This window comes from Bradyrhizobium sp. CCBAU 051011 (genome assembly GCF_009930815.1).
In the GTDB taxonomy this organism is placed as follows: domain Bacteria; phylum Pseudomonadota; class Alphaproteobacteria; order Rhizobiales; family Xanthobacteraceae; genus Bradyrhizobium.
The window spans coordinates 2,246,804-2,267,295 of record NZ_CP022222.1 but is presented as its reverse complement, the minus strand read 5'-3'; the positions used below and the strand labels follow the sequence as shown (position 1 = coordinate 2,267,295).

Here is a 20,492-nt window from a genome sequence, read left to right as displayed (position 1 = left end):
GGCTGCCCGGGGCGGCGCGAGCTTTAGTTTCACTCGCGCGTCAGCATGTGAATTTCGTCAATGGGAAAAAGGCATCCGCCGGAGGGGCCAACGCGCAATACTGGGTCCCATACATGCCTATGGGTCCCAAATTGGACGCGGTCGCTCAGGCGATTTCGGTTCCTCGCCTTAAAGAGCTGCTGCCGCCGCTCGGCTCACATCAGCAGTGGGGCGCTCCGGCGAAATACGGTTGCGTGCGGTTTCTCCACCGCCCATTCGTGCAAGCCCGGCTTCCACTAGCTGAGCTCCTCTCGCTGGACTGCGCATCTGAAGGCAATCGGGCGTAAGTGGTTGTCTTCAATCTCCCATGGCGAACGCATCAACAGCATTCCCCCACGGGCCTTTGGTGTGTCAGCGGACCGCAGCAAGTCGACAGAGTGCACCACAATAAGCGCGTTGTTCGGGTATCGCATTCGCTGAACCTCGACCTCATTGTGCGTGACGACGACCTCCTCTCCAGTTGATGTCGTCCCTTTAACCTCGACGACCATTTGCTGTTCGCCCTGCGTGCACTCAAAGTCATAGGGATGTGTCGCGCTTACGTCTCGGACGCGCCACCCGAGCTCCTGCAGGTGGGACTTCGCGAGCGCCATCGCATGCAGCTCCACCGCTAAACGTTCCGCCGTGTTCAATCCAAATCCCTGCGCCTTGCTGCGGCGCTGAGATTGTCCAGAGGCTGCTCTCTCGACCTCAACAACTTCGGGCGGTGGCGCTGTAGGAGCCAGCCCAAGAACCTCCGCATCGTAAACGAGCTTCAGGTATCCCGCGAACGCAACGGCGTCATTGAGCAGCTCCTCGTCGCTGGGCATGTCATCGGCCGGGTACCACTTCGCAAGAACGGCGCTTCGCTCGTAGGCGTCTCCGAGCTCTCGCCCTCCCAGCTTCATCGGCAACGCTAATGCCGGTTCATCACTGATGATCGACTTGAGGGCCTCGCGCCCCCAGGCCACCAGCCTGGCTAGCTCCTCCGGTGGACGGGGTCGGAACTCTCCTCCTTCTAGCGTCGTTGAGCCGTGACCGAGCTCAAGGTACACGCCGGTCCCTGGCGCATCGAACAGGTACACGCAGTACCATCCATCTTGCGCGCTGTGGGAGCGGGCCTTGGAGTAGAAGCGAACCCACGGGATGCGCGTCTTGCGTCCCGTGCCATCCCTTCCCTCAAAGTCCAAGTCGACACCGTGCGCGCCTAGAGCATGGCGCAGCTGCTCGCTCACGTCCTCAAGCTGCTCCCGGATTACACGCCTGATGAGCTCCCCGCGCCGTTGCATCGCCGGTGTGTTGGCTGCGGAGTAGTCTTGTTGAAGCTTGATGACCTCCAGAAGCTCGTCTCGCATTCACGCGGCCCCCCTCCGCCAGAATGATCAGCGGTAATTACTTCAATGGGAAGATGCGCGCACCCGTCAAGTCTTCGGCCCCATCTCGGGCTTCTGGACGGTCACGAGCATATCGGGTGCGGCGGCAGGGTTCGAACCTGCATCTCCCCGGCCAACCATCAGACCGCCAATGGTGTCGAAACCGGGGGCTCTTTCCAGTTGAGCTACGCCGCTATTTGCCTGCCTGCGCCTTTCGCGCTCGGCAATCCGTTCTCTCGCATAAGGCTGTAACCGCTCCAGAAGCGGGGTGAGGTCGTGTGTGATGTGTCCGTTCTCGTGCTTCCCTTTTCGTACGAGACCAAGTTTCCTCAGTCTCGCAATCGCCCTTTGAACAGTTCTCTCCTCCACCCCCATTCGCTTCGCAATCACGTTCGGCCTCACGAACGGCATCTCACCGGGACGGTAGAAGTGGAGGATCATGTTCATCAACACGTTCAGGTCGGCACTATTTATCCCTAACCTCTTTTGGTTGAGCAGAAGGACATCGGGGACCGGCGCCCACCCGGCTTTTCCTGCTTCGCCGTAGCGCTCCTCAACCCTGCTCTGCTTCAGAAGAACTGGGTCGGTCTCTTGCTGATGTTCGTGGCTTTCCGCCATCCCGCACTGCCCATAGGTGGAACCAGTGCTGTGGACTTACCTTGGAACTTCTACCAGAACAAGCTCGGTCTGATTAACGGCGACAAATCTGACGCTATTTCTCGGTCTCCAGGAGCGTTCACGGTCCAGGAGGTGATTTCGTCAACGGGAAACACACGGGTCCCATATGACCAACCGGGCCCCATTTTTGATCGACCCCGGCCTTCCCGACTCACAGCTCTTGCTTAAAAGCTGCGGCTGCGGCCCAGCCCACGGCTGGTATGAGTGTGCGGGCCCTATCTTTGCGCATGGCAGAGCGGTTCGGTGGAGCCCACACGCGGACGGTTGCTCTCTGTTCAGCCTCCCACGGGCTTCTCCAATGATGGATGGATCAGGGAGCTATCAGAGAACGGAAGCAAAGCCGCGGGCAGGGCGAAGCTTTTCGCGTATAAGCACCGCTGGGCGGCAACGACCGTCCCCGGAAAAGCAGAATTGACTGACCGGAAAATAAGAAAGGAGGGTGTCCATGGAAACCGTGGCCCACTTCTTCCTGATCACCGGCTATGCGCTGTTGGTCATGAAGCACCTCATCGGCCTGTAAGGCGAGGGTGCTAACTTCGCAATGATGACCCATGACTAGTTCTGGGTGGCGAATACCCCGACTGGGCGGCTCTGGCGGGCCGGGCACTACCCGCCATCCCCCGTCGGGGTCTGTCGGTTTGGCCGCGCGCCCCAGCACCGTCCGGGTATCTAGAGGCCGGAGGTGCCCCGCAAGGCTGTGGAGGGTCAACCTCTGATACTTCCGGGGGAACTGCGCCACCGGTAAGCTCGGCAGTCGATCATGCGACAGCCCAGCGCTTTCATCTCCTATTCGTGGGACAGTGCCGCCACGCACGAGCGTTGGGTGGCATCCCTAGCCGCGCGTCTTGAGCAGAATGGCGTCAAGGTATGGCTCGATCAATGGCATGTGAAGGCAGGCGAGAGTCTCACCAAGTTCATGGAGAGCAAGATACGATCAAGCGGCCACGTGGTTGTCGTTTGCACTCCGGCCTACGCCCGTAAATCAAACGCGCGCCAAGGCGGCGTCGGGTTCGAGCAGCAGATCATTTCGGCCGACAGGTTGGCCGGCATCCCGCGGCGGAATGCTCCGTGCAGGCGATCACAAGCCGGGTAGAAGCTGCGCCATCCCTACACACCTTGGTGGTATTTACACGGTGGATGCTCGCTCAAAGCGTTTGGCGAGCAGCACCCTTGAAGAGCTTCTCCGCGCAATTTTCAATACGCCTGCAAAACGACCACGGACGAGTACGGCCCCGCTGCTCCGGCTTCCAACAATGAAGCAGGACGGTTGGGCGTTGCATAACGGGGTAAAGACAAACAAGAAGCATCCCAAGACCTTCTACATCCCGACTGAGAAGCAGCGCACGACCCTAAAGGCCTCCGATCTGGCCAAGCTCGGTTTCGACATACGCCACCGGCATGTAAAATGGGGGAGCCCTGTCGTTTTCCTCCCTGAGCACGTCATCGACATTGTTCCTGCAAAGGCGGCCGTGCCACGGAAACGAAAGAGGTAAGGACTTGTCCCTCCGGGGTCACACAGAAATTCACGGGTCCCATACGGCGTACTGGGCCCCCTGTTAGAACGGCCCCGGCACCCCGATTTCAAATTACTCGGCTTCAAGGGGCGAGCCGCCGAAGCGTCTCTGACAAAAGCCAAGGGAGCATATGTGCACATATATGAGCAATGGGCTCCAGAAGACTCTACGGAATCCACTGGTGACCGTTTGGAGTGGCCGCTCCCCGGGTAGCCGAGGGGCCAACAATGAATCCTGCGCCTCCGTAGGGTTTCGCAGGGGCCTTCCTTCCCCGATCCTCGGTGGCTTCCCAAAGCCATAGTCCTCTGTTGGCTACCCAAAGGGGCATTATGGGTTAAGGCAACTGCGGCCTTTTAAGGCGCTGCGCCCCAGCCTACCCCAAAGGGGCACCATGGGTTGGGGTACCTGTGGCCTAGAATGGCAGTCGTTCGCCGTCTTCGTCCAACTCGTCCTCGTCTACCGCGTCCGGATCAAAGGGACGCGGCGGGGCCCAGTGCGCCATGAGCGCCTCGGGTAATTGCGGGTCCAGCATCTCCAATGCGAGTGCGGTGACTTCTATGTCCTTCGCTAGGTGCAGCTTCGCCCTGACGATATCCTCCGCCAAGTTCTGCGCTCGCTCCTCAAGCCAACTGTCGTAATTGAACTGCGGCTCTCCGTTTCCCTTGATCTTGGCTTGTGCCTGCGCCCAACTGATGTCCCTAGGGGGCTCACCGGTTTTAGGGTCGCTATGCTGCGCGTTGTGCAGCGTTTCCCATGCGCTGCGCATTCGGTTCACCGTGCCTTTCCCGACGCCTGTTAATTTCATCGTTTCGCTGATGCTGTCCGGCCACTCTCCCGGCCTGCCTTCCTTCACTAACCTCCATGCGGCCTCTGTTTTGTCTCTAGTCGTCATCGGCAGCTTGTTCTTGATGTTGAGCTTTAGCGCCTCCCGCATGGCCTCATCCAGGCTGCCTGTGAATACTCTTGCTGGAATGCTGCCTTGCCATCCTGCCGTGATGTAGGCCGCTAGCCGGTGGTGCCCATCTATCACGTAGTACTTATCAGCCACCGGGAATACGAGTATCGGCTCTAGCGCGCCCGTGTTCTGTATAGCCTTAGCCATTTCGAAAATATGGTCATCGCTCGGTATCATGTTGTACTGCGGCGTTCTCCACTGGAACACTTCTTGGGCCACGCGGATGCTGTTGACCTTGAGTTTCACCACAGCGCTCCCCTTTGTGTGTTTCGGGGTCGCACTCGTGGCTAATTTCCTCTCAATGTCTTCCTTGGTCGCGCCGGTGTCGCGCGGCCTCTTGATGCCCTCGCGTGTGATGGCCCGTCGTCGCTCAACTGTCTCTTTTCGTTTTGCCTTTGCTGGCTGATGCTTCATAGCCCTGTTTCTTCCGTGTTCTTCTTTTCAATCTGATTGGCGTCCCAATCGAAGCGGCTAGTCATGAACAGCGTCTCTTGCGGCTCATCGGCGTGGTGCCACAGGATGTCCAAGCGCCCCTCCTGCGGCCTCATGACCATCCTGCGCACCGCGGCCCGCAGCGCCTTGTTGGCTTCCTCAGTGTCCATGGGCTCCGCTGTGAGCGCCTTCTCGACTGCTGCCAGCCGTAGTTTGACGTTGGTGCTAGTCATGGTGTCCCGCCGCTCCAGCATCTTCCGCAGGCTCTCTGTGGTCTCCTCAAGTTCCTGTTCAGCGGTGTTCAGCGCCTGTCTCGCTGCCCTGCTCTTGTCGGTGATAGTTAGCTCCAGCAGCTCGCGTACCCTGTCCTCGCCTACATCAATCGCCGCACGCATCTGCTCAATCTTGGCGTCCATCTCTGCGGTGTCATTGCCCCGGGGAGCCGCATCCAAGACTTGGTGGATTACCCGGCGCATCTCCACTTCGGCATCGTGGTAGGGCACGCTTTCGTACTTGCATGTGCCCGCGTTCGCGTGCGCTGCCGAGCACACGAGATACACATGCTCCCCCTTGTTGACCCTAGTGACGGTACCCCCGCAGTGCTGACATTTCGCCAATCCCGCAAAGATGGACCGCACGGGAGCCTTGGCGTTCCTACCGCGCGCCTCTGTGGTGCTCAGGCGGGCGTTCACTCGTTCAAACAATTCTCGGTCCACGGCTGCGGGGAACCTGTGGGCGATGGGCTCCAGCGGGACACGCTGTTTGGTGCGCTTGCCTTCAACCTTCTGAACCCGGTGTGGCACGAAGACGCCAATGGCCGCCTTGTTGGTGAGGAGCTTATGGATGTAGCTGCGATGCCAATGCGCCGCCTTCCACTTGCCCGCACCCCAAGTGTCTTCCTTGGTGGCATTGAGGTGCGCAGCGATGCTGTATTCTCCCATGCCATCGTCAGCCATTTCGAACATCCACCGCAGCAATGCGCTTCGGTCTTCGATCAGCTCATAGTCCGAGGCCTCGTCACTCCATCGTATCCACGCAGGGAGCCTGCGGGTGTATGGCTTGGTGAGCTTCTCTTGCCCTGCGAATTTCTGTCGTCTGGCAGCGTGCGCCTTAGCGACGCGCACGCCCTTCGTGGCGCTCTCCTCGTTGGCGCGGATAAAGCGCAGCACCATCATGAGGAACAGCACTGGGTCGCTATCGAGCGCGGCGGCATTGTACTCCCGGCCGCCGTCCGACATGTCTATAACGGTTATCCCGGCCTCAACGATGTCCTCAATCGCCCGCACGGCCTTGCGTGCTACCTGCCTGCTGATGCGGTCAAGGTTTTCCACCAGAAGCCAAGAGCCGGGAGGAATGGTGCCGTCTCGCACCCGATCAAGGAACACGCCCAATGCACCCGTCTCTCGGTTGGCTCCGTGGAACCCTGAGACGCCCTTGTCCTCAAACGTCAGCTCATCATCCAGCACCACACCATTCGCAGCGGCCCATGCCTGCGCCGCCTCAGTCTGCCGCTGGAGCGAATGGCCTTTCGCCTGCTCCGGTGTGCTGAAGCGCACGTAGCTGTACGCCCTCGCGGGCCGCTGCATGTCCATGGGTGCTCCCAGCCGCTGAGCATCGGCTTCGTTGATGAGTATTGTCCCTTGATGATTTGAGCCGAGCGGATTGCAGCCACGGGCGATTTTGATGCGGTTCATGTTTGCCTTCAGGTGGCCCACTATGGGCACTGAGACAATCACATGCTGATGATCGGCTCGCCCGGCGCCGGCAAGTCGATGCTGGCGGCGCGACTGCCCTCGATCCTGCCGCCGCTGTCGCCGTCCGAACTGTTGGAAGTCTCGATGATCGCCTCCGTCGCCGGCGAAATCCGCGACGGCGCATTGACGGCGCGGCGGCCGTTCCGCGCACCGCATCATTCCGCCAGCATGGCCGCACTGACCGGCGGTGGCCTGCGCGCCAGGCCCGGCGAGATTTCGCTGGCGCATCAGGGCGTGCTGTTTCTCGACGAATTGCCGGAGTTCGATCCGCGCGTGCTCGATTCCTTGCGACAGCCGCTGGAGAACGGCGAGGTCTCGGTGTCCCGTGCCAATCACCGCGTCACCTATCCCGCGCGCTTCATGCTGGTCGCGGCGATGAACCCTTGCCGCTGCGGCCAGGCCTATGACCCCGGTTATTCCTGCAGACGCGCGCCCATCGAGCGCTGCACGTCTGATTACCAGATGCGCATCTCCGGCCCGCTGATGGACCGCATCGACCTACGTATCGAAGTGCCGGCGGTGACCGCCGCCGACCTGATCCTGCCGCCGCCATCCGAAGGCTCGGCCGAAGTCGCTGCCCGCGTCGCCGCCGCCCGGAACATCCAGCTCGCACGCTACGCAACGGCCGGCATGCCGCAGATCCGCACCAATGCCGAAGCGCCGGCCTCGCTATTGGAAACGATCGCACAGCCGGATGCGCAGGGCCAGAAACTGCTGCGCGACGCCGCCGACACCATGAAGCTCACCGCGCGCGGCTATCACCGCGTGCTCCGCGTCGCGCGCACGCTCGCCGATCTCGATGGCGCGGAGAAAATCGGACGGCTGCATCTGGCCGAAGCGCTGTCCTACCGCGCGCTGGCCGAGGATTTAAGGCGCGCGGCATAGTGCATGATCCTGATACGAAGGGCCGCGTTCGCGCAAAAGCGTGAAGCGGTTTTCCGCGGGACAAACCCGACGCGTTTGCCCGGAGATCATGCCCAAGCTCAGTTGAGTCGCAGCAGCTCTTCCGGCGCAACGCGCCGAAAGATCATCAAATAATCCAAGCGTTTGTTCTTCATTATTTGATCCAGATCAATGAAGGATTTCCCGCGCGCAGCTACCCTATCGCTGCGGTGACGCATCCTGCAGCGGCGCGGGAACTCGTCGCGCACTCCGTCTGACGGCGATGGCAATTGGCAAAGTAGCCGGCATGGGCGGGGAACGCGCGGCCGGCTGAGTAATTACTCGATTCCAAAGGCGGCAGGTCGTTACATGCCCGATACGTCAACTCAACTTGATGCGCAGCCGAAGAAGGTACACGGGGCAAGTCGACGTGCGGAATTCCTGGTGTTCGCCATCATCGCCGCCTTCATCTGGCCGGTGGTCGCCGTCGGCGTGGTCGGTGGCTATGGCTTTCTGGTGTGGATGTCCCAGTTGATCCTGGGGCCGCCCGGTCCTCCGGGAGCATGAAACGCCATGCAAACCCAGGGCCCCTCGCGCCGCGCTCTGTTTCGCGGTCAATTCCTCACCAAACCGGTCGCCGTCATCGGTGACGCGTGCCTCGCCGAAGCCGGCATCGTGTGCCGTTCCTGCGGCGATGTCTGTCCTGCTTCCGCGATCAGCTTCCGCCCTAGAATAGGATTGCCGCCTCAGGCCATCGTCAACGAAGCTGCCTGCACCGGATGCGGTGAATGCATCGCTGCCTGCCCCGGCGCTACGATCGTGCTGGGCGCCGCGCGTGGCGGAGACGCCGCATGACAGACGAAGCCACCATTCACATTTCGAGCGCGGTCGTATCCGTGCTGCCCAAACACCGGAACGAGGTGCTGCAGGCGCTCGCTGCGCTGCCGGACGTCGAGGTTCATCAGCGCGACGCCAGAAAGATCGTCATCGTGATGGAGGCGGCCGAGAGCGGAATCCTCGGTGGCCGCCTTGCCGAAATCGCATGCTGGCAGGGAGTCCTGTCGGCCAACATGGTGTTCGAGCAGGTCGAAAGATCAGCCGATATCGGAGACTAGGATCATGTCACTCTCGCGACGCGAATTGTTGAAGGCGCAGGCCGCCGCCGTCGCCGCCGCGGCCGCCGGCATCACCGTTCCTGCGGCCGCGCAGCCAGTGGCGGGCGGCATCGGATCGCTGGAGATCAAATGGTCGAAGGCGCCGTGCCGCTTCTGCGGCACCGGCTGCGGGGTGATGGTCGGCGTCAAGGCCGGCAAGGTCGTCGCCACCCACGGCGATACGCTCGCCGAGGTCAATCGCGGGCTGAACTGCATCAAGGGATATTTCCTCTCCAAGATCATGTATGGCGGCGACCGCCTGACCACGCCGCTGTTGCGCAAGAAGGGCGGCGTCTTCGACAAGAACGGCGAACTGACGCCGGTTTCGTGGGACGAGGCTTTCGACGTGATGGCCGCCCGCGCCAAGACGGTGCTGAAGGAGAAGGGCCCGACGGCGCTCGGCATGTTCGGTTCGGGCCAATGGACGGTCTACGAAGGCTACGCCGCCACCAAGCTGATGCGGGCCGGCTTCCGCTCCAACAACCTCGATCCGAATGCGCGCCATTGCATGGCCTCCGCAGCGGTCGCCTTCATGCGCACCTTCGGCATGGACGAGCCGATGGGCTGCTATGACGATTTCGAAGCCGCCGACGCCTTCGTGCTGTGGGGCTCGAACATGGCCGAGATGCATCCGATCCTGTGGACGCGGCTCACCGACCGCCGGCTGAGCCAGCCGCATGTGAAAGTGGCGGTACTCTCGACCTTCACCAATCGCAGCTCCGATCTCGCCGACATCCCGATCGTGTTCAAGCCGGGCACGGATCTGGCGATCCTGAATTACATCGCCAACCACATCATCACGACCGGGCGGGTCAACCAGGATTTCGTCAAGAACCATACCACGTTCGTCAAAGGCACGGTCGACATCGGATACGGCCTGCGCGCCGACCATCCGCTGGAAGTCAAGGCCAAGGGCGCAGCAAACGCAGGCGCGACGCTGCCGATCGATTTCGACGCCTACGCCGCCTTCGTGAAAGACTACACGCTCGAGAAGGTATCCGAGCTCACCGGCGTCGAGCGCGGCTTCCTGCAGGAGCTCGCCGAGCTCTATGCTGATCCCAAACGCAAGGTGATGTCGCTGTGGACGATGGGTTTCAACCAGCATGTCCGCGGCGTCTGGGCGAACCAGCTTCTCTACAATCTGCATCTTTTGACAGGAAAGATCTCCGAGCCCGGCAATTCGCCGTTCTCGCTGACAGGGCAACCCTCCGCCTGCGGCACGGCGCGCGAGGTCGGCACTTTCGCGCACCGTCTGCCCGCCGACATGGTCGTCACCAACCCGGAGCACCGCAAGCACGCGGAAGAAATCTGGCGCATCCCGCACGGCATCATTCCGGAGAAGCCAGGCTACCACGCCGTCGAGCAGGACCGCATGCTCCATGACGGCAAGCTGAACTTCTACTGGGTTCAGGTGAACAACAACATGCACGCCGCGCCGAACAATTCGCGCGAGACCTATCCCGGCTACCGCAATCCGGACAATTTCATTGTGGTCTCGGATGCCTATCCGACCGTCACCGCGATGGCCGCCGATCTCGTGCTGCCGGCGGCGATGTGGGTGGAGAAGGAGGGCGCCTACGGCAACGCTGAGCGCCGCACCCATGTGTGGCGGCAGCTCGTCAATGCGCCGGGCGAAGCGCGCTCCGATCTCTGGCAGATGATGGAATTCTCAAAACGCTTCACCACCGACGAGGTATGGCCGGCGCAGATCCTCGACGCCAATCCGAACTATCGCGGCAAGACATTGTTCGACGTTCTCTTCCGCAACGGCAATGTCGACAAGTTCCCGACGACCGAAATCCCCGCCGAGTACGGGAACCGCGAAGCGAAGGCGTTCGGCTTCTACGTGCAGAAGGGACTATTCGAGGAATACGCCCAGTTCGGCCGCGGGCACGGCCACGATGTCGCTGATTTCGACACCCTTCACGAGGTGCGGGGACTGCGATGGCCTGTCGTCAACGGCAAGGAGACCAAGTGGCGCTATCGCGAAGGCCTTGATCCCTATGTGAAGCCGGGCAAGGGCGTCGAGTTCTACGGCAACAAGGACGGCAAGGCGAGGATCATCGCGGTACCGTACGAGCCGCCGGCGGAATCTCCGGACAAGGAGTTCGATATCTGGCTCGTCACCGGCCGCGTGCTCGAACATTGGCACTCCGGCTCCATGACCATGCGGGTGCCGGAGCTCTACAAGGCGTATCCCGGCGCCAGGGTCTACATGCATGCCGAAGACGCCCGCGCCCGGGGCATCAACGAGGGCGCGGAAGTCCGGGTGGTTTCCCGGCGCGGCGAAATCAGGAGCCGGATCGACACCAAGGGCCGCAACCGGATGCCGCGCGGCGTGGTCTTCGTACCCTGGTTCGACGCCAGCCAGCTCATCAACAAGGTGACGTTGGACGCCACCGATCCCATTTCCAAGCAGACGGACTTCAAGAAATGCGCGGTCAAGATCATCCCGGCCTGAAGAGACTTCGAACGCCGCTCGCAGGCGCGCTGCTTGGCGGCATGCTGGTGTTCGTCTGCGGCGCGATCTACGCGCAGAACGCGCCCCAGGTCGTGCCGCGCGTCACCGGCGCCGCTTCGCCCATGGGCGACGTGCCGGCGCCTGCCCTGGCGCGGCCTGTCATCGATGACAAGCGGCTGATGCGCAACTATCCGGAGCAGCCGCCGATCATTCCGCACTCGATCGACAATTATCAGCTCACGCTCAAGACCAACCGCTGCCTCGACTGTCACCGGCGGCAATTCACCGAAGGCTCGGGTGCGCCGATGATCAGCGTCACCCACTTCATGGACCGCAACGGGCAGGTGCTCGCCGATGTCACCCCGCGGCGCTACTTCTGCACCGCCTGCCATGTCCAGCAAACGGACGCACAGCCGCTGGTCCCGAGCACGTTCAAGGACATGCTGCTCGTCGAACCCGAGAAAAAGTGAGTGGGCGATGAAGCGGCTCAAGGAACTGCTGATCTGGTTCTGGCGCATCGCCAGCCGGCCCAGCACGCATCTCAGCCTGGGGTTTCTCGCGCTCGGCGGCTTCGTCTGCGGCGTGCTGTTCTGGGGCGCCTTCAATACCGCGCTCGAAGTCACCAATACCGAGAAGTTCTGCACCTCCTGCCATGAAATGCGCAGCAACGTGTTCGAGGAGCTGCAGCACACCCCCCACTTCTCGAACCGTTCGGGCGTCCGCGCCAGTTGCCCCGACTGTCACGTTCCGCACGACTGGACCGATAAGATCGCCCGCAAGATGCAGGCTTCCAAGGAAGTCTGGGGCAAGATCTTCGGCGTGATCGACACCAGGCAGAAGTTTCTGGATCACCGGCTCGAGCTCGCCAAGCACGAATGGGCGCGGCTAAAAGCCAATGATTCCCTGGAATGCCGCAACTGCCACTCCGCGGTCGCGATGGATTTCACCAAGCAGACGCGGCGGGCCGCGGAGATCCATGGCAAATTTCTCACCACCGGCGAGAAGACCTGTATCGACTGCCACAAGGGCATCGCGCACGAATTGCCTGATATGACCGGCATCGAGCCGGGCTGGCGGGCGCCGCCGGAGTTGAGGGAGCGCCAGAGTTTTCGTCAGGATCCGCGCTCCGAACTGGCACGCTACCTGGCGGGCGCCGCAGCCGAGCGGCCCTAGAGCATGATCCGGAAAAGTGTGTAGCGGTCTTCCGAAAAGATCATGCTCAAACAAAAAGATAAAGCGGGATGACGATTCGCAGAAAAGTCATCACGCTTTAGCGCGGGATGCGGTTATGGCGCGTCGCAGAACACGTCGATCTTCTGTTTCACGTTGTCGGAAGGATACTGCTGCTTGTCACTGCCGCCGCAGCTGATGAGAACGAAGAATCCCTTGTTGCATCCCCAGCGCTCCATGTCTCCGGCCGCGAACAACTCACCTGGCCCGACGCTGCACTCCGTCTTGCCCTCGCACATGCGCTTCACATGCGATAGGAATTTCGGCCCAATGGTCAGATTGGGTGGAGCCTTGGCGCAGGCCATCCTCGCCTCGAGCACTTGCTTCATCTTCTTGGCGGACGCGGAATCTGCGGTGGAGATTGCCGCGCTGACAATCATGACGACGAGCCCCAACAATTTTCGCATGACGCAACCCTTCCTCGGTCAGTCCAACACGCACCGTTGGCAAACTTGCTTGCGTCGTGTCCGTGAACCGCAAGCTGATTTGCCTCGCGTACAAGGGCAATTTTATGCAGTAAGTGCGGCAAACTGACCGGCGGGCAAAACATGTCGCGAGATCGCGAATCTATATCTACGTCATTGCGAGCCAAGCGAAGCAAGCCATCTATCCCCGAGCCGAGCTATGGATTGCTTCGCGGAGTCTGTCATCGGGCGGCGCTTCGTGCCGACCCGTTGGCTCGCAATGACGCTGAAAGGCCGCAGCGTATCGGATGCCCTGCCGATGCGGAAACGACGGCCATCGATAAGGCGGCCGCGCATCCCCTTCCCTCACTCGCGATCAGGATGCCGCGAGCGCAAAAAACAACCGGCGTCAACGTCGCGGTAACTAATTTCTTTCACACTCTGCCAACCATAAGCCCCATGTCGTGGGCTCATGGCGAGCGAGTAGCGTGTCATGTTGCGTTTGAAAGTCCTGGTCTCCGTGGTTCCGCTGGCGATTGTCGCCCTGTTCGCGCGGAGCGAGTTTTTGGACGGTTCGCGGCCCTGCATCGAAATCGCGGGCACTTCCGTCCAGATCGCCTCCCTCTCCTGGGAGGCGCACCACTACGTCAGCTTCACCAACGATCCGTCCCGCGCGACGGTTCGGGTCCAGATCTCCGACAGCCCGGAAGCGGCCGACTTCACCGTGATCGACGACATCGATACGGCCGAGGCGGGTGCCTGCGAGAGCAATACGCCGCCGCGACTGGTCGCGATTTCCCGAAAACCCTCCGGCTCCGATCCCGTGATCTATCTCTCCCGGGACGGGCCGGCCGATTACCGCATTTTCGTGTCCTCGAAGAGCTTTTCGCTGCTCGATGCCGCTGCCCTGATCGTCGGCGCCCGCGGCGAGCGCCACCGCATCCAGGCGGCGTCGCTCTAGGTTTGGAGCACGGTCTTCTCGGAAGCCGGTTTCCACTTCTCCTGACCATGCTCGGTTAACGTTTCATTCACCCTGTTCTCATCGCGGCCGTTACGCGCTGAGCACCTCAAGCACTTTGCAACGTCGGCGACGCATCGTCTGTCTAAGGCATACGGCGCAGCGGGCCGGTTCAGTTCAAGCAGCAAGCTCAGGGTCATTGGCGATGGGGCTGACATTCCGGATCAAACTTCGCTTTCGTCGTTTCGGCCGCCGCCATCCCTGGCTCACCTTCGCGCTTCGGTCGTTCATGATCTTCTCGATCGTGTTCGGCGTCGCCTATGGCTTCATCGCCGGAAGCAAGACGGAAAATTCCGGCTATGACCCGCACGCTTTTGCGATCGGCGTCGCCTTCCTGTTCGCTCTCGCCTGCGTCGCGCTCGCGGCCTTGAGCTTCCGGCTGCGGCTGCTACGCAAGAGAATGCGCAAGATCGCGCTTCATAATGAAGCGCTCGCCGACCGGAATTGGGAACTGCAGGAAGCCGAGCAGCGCGCCCGTCGCCTGTTCGAAGCGCAGGGTGACCTGATCGTGCTGCGCGATGCGGAAGGCCGCATCACCTATGCCAACGACGCCTATTGCGAGCTCGCGCAGATGCCGCGCGACGCGCTGATCGGCAGCCGCTTCGCACTTCGCGTTCTCGAACAGGGCGACACCGCGTTGGAGCCGAACGGCACCCGCGTTCACGATCAACAAATCGAGGGTCCGCTCGGCCCGCGCTGGATCGCATGGCGCGAGGGTCTGGTCCGCAACGACGCCGGAGAGCGCGCAGAAATGCAGAGCGTCGGCCGCGACGTCACCGACCGCACCGAGAGCGAACGCGCGCTGACCGAGGCCCGCGACCAGGCCGATGCCGCGAGCCGCGCCAAGTCGCGTTTCCTTGCCATGGCAAGCCACGAGATCCGCACGCCGCTCAACGGCATCATCGGCATGAGTGGCCTGTTGATGGATACACCGCTGACGCCGGAACAGACGACCTATGTCAAGGCGGTGAAAACCTCCGGCGACGCGCTGCTGTCGCTGATCGAGGAGCTGTTGGACTATTCCAAGATCGAGGCCGGCAAGATCGATCTCGACCATCGTCCGTTCGCGCTGTCGGGCCTGATCGAGGACATCACCGAATTGCTCGCGCCGCGCGCGGAGGCCAAGAAAATCGAGATGGCCGCCTATGTTGACGAGCGGCTGCCGAGCGTGGTGGTCGGCGACGCGGCGCGGCTGCGTCAGGTGCTGCTCAATCTCGCCGGCAATGCCATCAAGTTCACCTCGACCGGCGGCGTCGCCCTGATCGTCGAGCCCGGCATCTGGCCCAATGAAATCAGTTTCCTGGTGCGCGACACCGGCATCGGCATCGAGCCCGAGGCGCGCGAGCGGATCTTCCGCGAGTTCGAACAGGCCGACGCCAAGATCGCCCGCAGCTATGGCGGCACTGGCCTTGGTCTCAGCATCTCCGACCGCATCGTCAAGCGCATGGGCGGCCGCATCGCGCTGGAAAGCCAGCCGGGCGCCGGCTCGACATTCGAAGTCTCGATTCCTCTTGTCGCTGCGGCTAGCGAACAAACCTCATTCGCCGCGCCGGATCTCTCCGGCCAGTCGATCATGCTGGTATCGCCGCAGAACATCGAGGCCTCGCTGGCCGCGCGGCGGCTGCAGCGCTGGGGCGGTCAGACCTGCATGGTGTCGGATACCGATGTCGCGGAGGCCCTGTTGCCCGAGCGCGCCTGGCACGCCGTGCTGATCGACCACGCGCTGGGGCTGGCCGATATGCAGCGACTCAGCGAAGCCGCACGCCTTCACGCCACGCAGCGCATCGTGATGTTCACGCCGGTGACACGGCACGAATTGCAACCGTCGACGATCTCCGCCTTCACCGGCTATCTGGTCAAGCCACTGCGCGCCGCCTCGCTTGCCGCACGCCTGATGGCAGCACCGGAAGTGACCTCGCCGAGCCTGGAGCCGACCATCGATCCGATCGATCAGCCGGCCGCCTCCTCGGCCAAGGGCCTTTCGATCCTCGTTGCCGAGGACAATCAGATCAACGCGCTGTTGATCCGCTCACTGCTCGGCCGGCTCGGCCATCACGCCATGATCACCACCAATGGTGCCGAGGCGCTGGAGTCCTGGCTGGCGGCGAAATCGGCGGGCACCCCCTATGATCTCGTGCTGATGGACATCCAGATGCCGCAGCTCGACGGCATCGAGACCACCAAGCGGATTCGCACGCTTGAGGCCGGCGAGCCGGCAAGCCGGACACCGATTCTCGCGCTCACCGCCAACACGCTGGTGGAAGACCGCTACGCCTGCTTCGAGGCCGGCATGGATGGATTCCTGATCAAGCCGCTGGACCGCGAAAAGCTCGCCGAGGCGCTCCTTGGCCTGATCACATCCCGCCACATCGCGGCGTGAGGTGATAGCGAAGGATTTGTAGGGTGGGCAAAGCGAAGCGTGCCCACCATTTCAGTTAGCGATCAGGAAAGATGGTGGGCACGGCGCAAACGCGCCTTTGCCCACCCTAGGAAACCGGCGCGGAGGTCACAACCGCCGCAGCGCGACCGTCTCGACCAGATGGTCGGCGCGCTTTTTCAGGATCAGCGTCGCGCGCGGACGGGTCGGCAAAATATTGTCCTCGAGATTGGCGAGGTTGGTGCGCTCCCAGATCGCGATCGCGGTCGCAGTCGCCTCCTCGTCCGATAGCACGGCGTAGCGATGGAAGTACGATTTGGGATCGTGGAATGCGGTGTCCCTGAGCGCGAGGAAGCGCCGTACATACCATTCGCGCAGCACCTGTTCCTCGGCGTCGATATAGACGGAGAAGTCGAAGAAGTCGGACACCACGGGCACCGCCTTGCCGTCGCGCGGCAGGCGGCCGGTCTGCAGCACGTTGACGCCCTCAACGATCAGGATGTCGGGGCGGTCGACCTCGATCCACTGGTTCGGCACGATGTCGTAGACCAGATGCGAATAGACCGGCGCGCGCACCGGCCGGCGGCCGGCCTTGATGTCGGAGAGGAACGCGAGCAACGTCGGCAGATCGTAACTCTCGGGAAAGCCCTTTTTCTGCATCAGGCCCTGCCGCTCCAGCACGGCATTGGGAAACAGGAAACCGTCTGTCGTCACCAGGTCGACCTTGGGCCGCGGCGACCAGCGCGCCAGGAGCGCCTGCAGCACGCGCGCGGTGGTCGATTTGCCGACTGCCACCGAGCCGGCGACGCCGATGATGTAGGGCACCTTGCGATCGCGGATCGCCAGAAACTGGCGCTGCGCCTGGTAGAGGCGGTGGGTGGCGTCGACATAGATCGACAACAGGCGCGACAGCGGCAGGTAGATGTCCTCGACCTCCTGCATGTCGAGGCGGTCGTGCATCGAACGCAGCCGCTCGAACTCGCCCGGCTCCAGCGTCATCGGCGTGTCGTCACGCAGCCGCGCCCACTGCTCGCGCGTGAAGATGCGGTAAGGGTTGTACTGCTGGTCGGGAGCCCGAATATCCATCAGCTGTCCTCTCGGTCAGTCGCGCTTGCGCGACGCCTTCTCCTCAAGCCCGGACATCGACGTCCGCTGCGCCAGCGCGGCTTCGACCTCCTCGAGCGTCACGCCACGCGACTTCAAAAGCACCAGCAGGTGAAATACGAGATCGGCGCTTTCGGCGATCAGGTGGCCGCGATCGTTCTCGATCGCCGCGATCACGGTCTCGACCGCCTCCTCGCCCAGCTTCTTGGCGCAGTGCTCCGCACCCTTGTCGAGCAATTTGCGGGTGTAGGACGCCTCTCCTCCCGATGCGGCCCGTGCATCGATGGTGGCGGCCAGATCGTGGATCGTGAAACGCGACATCAACCGAACTCAACACTCGCGCCCGGCCGAAGGCCGCGGCACCGTCCCGAACAGGGACTTAGCACTTTTGTGACAGGGAGTCGTCAGGGATCGAGCCGCATCGGCAGGCCAGCGCGGACCATGTGCTCCTTGGCTTGGCGTATGGTAAATTCGCCGAAGTGGAATATCGAGGCGGCCAGCACCGCGGTGGCGTGGCCCTCGCGGATGCCGTCGACGAGATGGTCGAGATTGCCGACACCGCCGGAGGCGATGACCGGTACGGGGACACTGTCGGCGATGGCCTGCGTCAGCGGCAGGTCGAACCCTTGCCGCGTGCCGTCCCGGTCCATTGAGGTCAGAAGGATTTCGCCAGCGCCGAGCGACACCACTTCCTGCGCGTATTCGATGGCATCGATCCCGGTGGAGTTGCGGCCGCCATGGGTGAATATCTCCCAGCGGTCCGAACCGCCGGCGCGCTTGACCCGCTTGGCGTCGATCGCGACCACGATGCACTGTTCGCCGAATTTTTCGGCCGCCTGCTTGACGAATTCGCGGTTGGAGACGGCGGCCGAGTTGATCGAGACCTTGTCGGCGCCGGAGCGCAAGAGCGTCTTGATATCCTCGATGGTCCGCACCCCGCCGCCGACCGTCACCGGCATGAAGCAGGCCTCCGCCGTGCGCCGCACGACGTCCAGCATGGTGCCGCGGTTTTCGTGGGTGGCGGTGATGTCGAGGAAGCACAATTCGTCGGCGCCTGCGGCGTCATATGCAATCGCCGCTTCGACAGGATCGCCGGCATCGCGCAAGTCCACGAAATTGACGCCCTTGACCACGCGACCGTCCTTGACGTCGAGACAGGGAATGACGCGGACCTTGAACATGGCGAAACTCCTAGGCCGCGGCGCGCGCGTTGCGGATCAGCGTCAGGGCTGCAGCAGGATCGAGCCGTCCGTCATAAAGCGCGCGGCCCGCAATGGCGCCGGCGAGCTTTTTGGCGCGTGGCTCCAAGAGCGCCTTGACGTCCTCAATGGATGCAAAACCGCCGGAGGCGATGACGGGGATCGAGATACGCTCGGCCAGCGCGATCGTGGCATCGAGGTTGAGGCCCTTCAACAGCCCGTCGCGGGCGATGTCGGTGAAGATGATCGCGGCGACGCCAGCGTCCTCAAACCGTTGCGCGATTTCGAGCGCGGTCACCTGCGAGGTTTCGGCCCAGCCTTCGACAGCGACCTTGCCGTCACGTGCGTCGAGTCCCACGGCGACGCGGCCCGGGAATTTTTTCGCGGCGCTCTTCACCAGTTCCGGATCGCGCACCGCGGCCGTGCCGATGATGACGCGTGCGATGCCCTTGTCGAGCCAGGCTTCCACGGTCTTGAGATCGCGGATGCCGCCGCCGAGTTGCACCGGCATGGTGACCGCCTTCAGCATCGCCTCGACGGCGAGCGCATTCATCGGCTTGCCGGCAAAGGCGCCGTCGAGATCGACGACGTGGAGATATTCGAACCCCTGTTCGGCGAAGGAACGCGCCTGTGCTGCGGGATCGAGGTTGAACACGGTGGCGCGCGCCATGTCGCCCTGCTCGAGGCGCACGCACTGGCCGTTTTTCAGGTCGACGGCGGGAAAGAGAATCACGGCTTCCACTTCAGGAAATTCGAGATCAGGGCCAATCCAAACCGCTGGCTCTTCTCGGGGTGAAACTGCGTGCCGATGGCGGTGTCCTTGCCGACCATCGCCGTCACCGGCCCGCCATAGTCGGCGCGCGCCAGCACATCGGCCTCGTTCGAAGCGTTGAGATGGAACGAATGCACAAAATAGGCATGGCGGCCCTTCGGCCCGAGCGGCAGGCGTTCCAGCACCGGATGCTCGCGGACCATGTCGAGCGTATTCCAGCCCATGTGCGGGATTTTCAGGTTTTCCTCGCGCGGCGAAATCTTCTCGACGTCACCCGCGATCCAGTTGAAGCCGTCGGTCGTGACATGCTCTTTGCCGCGGGTTGCCATCAACTGCATGCCGACGCAGATGCCGAAGAACGGCCGCGCCTTGACGCGCACCGCTTCCGTCATCGCTTCCAGCATGCCATCCACGGCGTCGAGGCCGCGGCGGCAATCGGCAAAGGCGCCGACACCGGGCAGCACAATACGGTCGGCGCGAAACACCGCGTCCGGATCGCGCGTCACCATGACCTTCTGCGGCTCTTCCATGCTCCGCGCGGCGCGCTCAAACGCCTTCGCCGCCGAGTGAAGATTGCCCGAGCCGTAATCGACGATCGCAACGGTCATCGCGGTCCTCCCGGCTCCGGGAACAGGCCGATGATCCCGCCCTGCGGCAGTGGCGGCGGCGGTTTGGAGAACGACTGGCCGGGGACGTTGCGGGTCGGCGGCGGTCCGCCGCGATCGACCGCGTATTGGTCATTGGTGAAGCCCCGCTGCTTCGCAGCCCAGCGCTCGAAGAAGCGGCGCTCGGCCGCTTCCTGGTCGTCGGCGACCACGATGTCTAGCTGGCGCCATTTGCGCCGAGAAAGTGTCCAGCGCCGCAAGCTGGCCGCTTCGAGCCCCATCAGAATGGCTAACAGGACGTCAACGATGAAGATCGTACCGCGGGTGGCGCCAAGCGCCGCCATTCCGAACTGGATCGCAATAACCAGAACGATCCAGCCGATCAATGCCAGCCAAAGGCGATGCCAAAGCAGCCAGATCACGCTCGCGACTGCAGCCCAGAAATGGAAGCCGTCACGAACGAAGACGAATTTATCGGCCGCCGCCAGGTCGGCGCCGTCACCCACGGGGGCATGCACTGTATAAACCCGCATCGTAGCTCTCCGCCGCGAGACGCGAACGA

19 protein-coding genes, 1 tRNA gene and 2 pseudogenes are annotated in these 20,492 nt (G+C 62.5%); 10 read left to right on the top strand and 12 right to left on the bottom strand.

Annotated features, from left to right (window positions below; all coding sequences use genetic code 11):
- Window positions 1–275: 275 nt before the first annotated feature.
- The 3 genes and pseudogenes from ACH79_RS10755 to ACH79_RS45055 all read right to left on the bottom strand — a co-directional run.
- Window positions 276–1,373 carry an MrcB family domain-containing protein gene (locus tag ACH79_RS10755; RefSeq protein ID WP_161851002.1) on the bottom strand — a complete coding sequence of 366 codons (1,098 nt, stop codon included), beginning with the start codon at window positions 1,371–1,373 and terminating at the stop codon, window positions 276–278.
- Window positions 1,374–1,489: 116 nt separating this feature from the next.
- Window positions 1,490–1,586 (bottom strand) — tRNA-Arg (locus tag ACH79_RS10750).
- A 111-nt stretch (window positions 1,587–1,697) separates the two neighbouring features.
- A pseudogene (locus tag ACH79_RS45055) lies at window positions 1,698–2,009 on the bottom strand (helix-turn-helix domain-containing protein); the annotation flags it as partial.
- A gap of 820 nt (window positions 2,010–2,829) precedes the next feature.
- On the opposite strand from ACH79_RS45055, the gene ACH79_RS45050 reads away from it, so the two are divergent.
- Entirely contained in the window at window positions 2,830–3,162 is a 333-nt protein-coding gene (locus tag ACH79_RS45050) for a toll/interleukin-1 receptor domain-containing protein (protein WP_161851001.1), read from the top strand.
- 833 nt (window positions 3,163–3,995) lie between these two features.
- Here the strand turns inward: ACH79_RS45050 and ACH79_RS10735 are convergent.
- A complete protein-coding gene (locus ACH79_RS10735; RefSeq protein WP_161851000.1) occupies window positions 3,996–4,952 on the bottom strand; it encodes a ParB/RepB/Spo0J family partition protein in 957 nt (318 codons plus the stop codon).
- Complete coding sequence (locus ACH79_RS10730; RefSeq protein ID WP_161850999.1) at window positions 4,949–6,664, bottom strand: recombinase family protein; 1,716 nt, start codon at window positions 6,662–6,664, stop codon at window positions 4,949–4,951. The genes ACH79_RS10735 and ACH79_RS10730 overlap by 4 nt, the downstream gene beginning before the upstream one ends.
- Before the next feature lie 36 nt (window positions 6,665–6,700).
- Between ACH79_RS10730 and ACH79_RS10725 the strand changes: the two are divergent.
- From ACH79_RS10725 to ACH79_RS10695, 7 genes and pseudogenes are all read left to right on the top strand, one after another.
- Window positions 6,701–7,609, top strand: a pseudogene (locus ACH79_RS10725) (YifB family Mg chelatase-like AAA ATPase); the annotation flags it as partial.
- 366 nt (window positions 7,610–7,975) lie between these two features.
- Window positions 7,976–8,173 carry a nitrate reductase gene (locus ACH79_RS10720; protein WP_161850998.1) on the top strand — a complete coding sequence of 66 codons (198 nt, stop codon included), beginning with the start codon at window positions 7,976–7,978 and terminating at the stop codon, window positions 8,171–8,173.
- Window positions 8,174–8,179: 6 nt separating this feature from the next.
- Window positions 8,180–8,461, top strand: coding sequence for a 4Fe-4S dicluster domain-containing protein (locus ACH79_RS10715; RefSeq protein WP_161850997.1), 282 nt, complete (start codon window positions 8,180–8,182; stop codon window positions 8,459–8,461).
- Window positions 8,458–8,721, top strand: coding sequence for a chaperone NapD (locus ACH79_RS10710; RefSeq protein ID WP_161850996.1), 264 nt, complete (start codon window positions 8,458–8,460; stop codon window positions 8,719–8,721). Before ACH79_RS10715 ends, ACH79_RS10710 begins: the two co-directional genes overlap by 4 nt.
- A gap of 4 nt (window positions 8,722–8,725) precedes the next feature.
- Window positions 8,726–11,221: a periplasmic nitrate reductase subunit alpha gene (gene napA / locus ACH79_RS10705; protein ID WP_161850995.1), complete on the top strand. Its 2,496-nt coding sequence runs from the start codon at window positions 8,726–8,728 to the stop codon at window positions 11,219–11,221.
- Window positions 11,194–11,691 (top strand): nitrate reductase cytochrome c-type subunit, encoded by a 498-nt coding sequence (locus tag ACH79_RS10700; protein WP_161850994.1) that lies wholly within the window; start codon window positions 11,194–11,196, stop codon window positions 11,689–11,691. Before napA ends, ACH79_RS10700 begins: the two co-directional genes overlap by 28 nt.
- A gap of 7 nt (window positions 11,692–11,698) precedes the next feature.
- Window positions 11,699–12,394, top strand: a complete 696-nt coding sequence (locus ACH79_RS10695; RefSeq protein ID WP_161850993.1) for a cytochrome c3 family protein — start codon at window positions 11,699–11,701, stop codon at window positions 12,392–12,394.
- Between the two features lie 113 nt (window positions 12,395–12,507).
- Here the strand turns inward: ACH79_RS10695 and ACH79_RS10690 are convergent, their stop codons facing one another.
- A complete protein-coding gene (locus ACH79_RS10690; RefSeq protein ID WP_161850992.1) occupies window positions 12,508–12,858 on the bottom strand; it encodes a hypothetical protein in 351 nt (116 codons plus the stop codon).
- Window positions 12,859–13,348: 490 nt separating this feature from the next.
- Between ACH79_RS10690 and ACH79_RS10685 the strand changes: the two genes are divergently transcribed.
- Complete coding sequence (locus ACH79_RS10685) at window positions 13,349–13,816, top strand: hypothetical protein (protein WP_161850991.1); 468 nt, start codon at window positions 13,349–13,351, stop codon at window positions 13,814–13,816.
- A 202-nt stretch (window positions 13,817–14,018) separates the two neighbouring features.
- Complete coding sequence (locus ACH79_RS10680; RefSeq protein ID WP_161850990.1) at window positions 14,019–16,253, top strand: ATP-binding protein; 2,235 nt, start codon at window positions 14,019–14,021, stop codon at window positions 16,251–16,253.
- 126 nt (window positions 16,254–16,379) lie between these two features.
- Here ACH79_RS10680 and coaA read toward each other — a convergent pair whose 3' ends face one another.
- From coaA to ACH79_RS10650, 6 genes are all read right to left on the bottom strand, one after another.
- The gene (coaA, locus tag ACH79_RS10675) at window positions 16,380–17,336 is read right to left on the bottom strand and encodes a type I pantothenate kinase (protein WP_161850989.1); all 957 of its coding nucleotides are present in this window, start codon (window positions 17,334–17,336) and stop codon (window positions 16,380–16,382) included.
- Between the two features lie 15 nt (window positions 17,337–17,351).
- Window positions 17,352–17,675 (bottom strand): phosphoribosyl-ATP diphosphatase, encoded by a 324-nt coding sequence (locus ACH79_RS10670; protein ID WP_057862233.1) that lies wholly within the window; start codon window positions 17,673–17,675, stop codon window positions 17,352–17,354.
- Window positions 17,676–17,758: 83 nt separating this feature from the next.
- Complete coding sequence (gene hisF, locus ACH79_RS10665; RefSeq protein WP_161850988.1) at window positions 17,759–18,535, bottom strand: imidazole glycerol phosphate synthase subunit HisF; 777 nt, start codon at window positions 18,533–18,535, stop codon at window positions 17,759–17,761.
- 10 nt (window positions 18,536–18,545) lie between these two features.
- Entirely contained in the window at window positions 18,546–19,295 is a 750-nt protein-coding gene (gene hisA, locus ACH79_RS10660; protein ID WP_202639215.1) for a 1-(5-phosphoribosyl)-5-[(5-phosphoribosylamino)methylideneamino]imidazole-4-carboxamide isomerase, read from the bottom strand.
- Entirely contained in the window at window positions 19,283–19,933 is a 651-nt protein-coding gene (gene hisH / locus ACH79_RS10655; protein WP_161850986.1) for an imidazole glycerol phosphate synthase subunit HisH, read from the bottom strand. The genes hisA and hisH overlap by 13 nt, the downstream gene beginning before the upstream one ends.
- Window positions 19,930–20,463, bottom strand: a complete 534-nt coding sequence (locus ACH79_RS10650) for a DUF2628 domain-containing protein (RefSeq protein WP_161850985.1) — start codon at window positions 20,461–20,463, stop codon at window positions 19,930–19,932. The genes hisH and ACH79_RS10650 overlap by 4 nt, the downstream gene beginning before the upstream one ends.
- Between the last annotated feature and the right edge of the window lie 29 nt (window positions 20,464–20,492).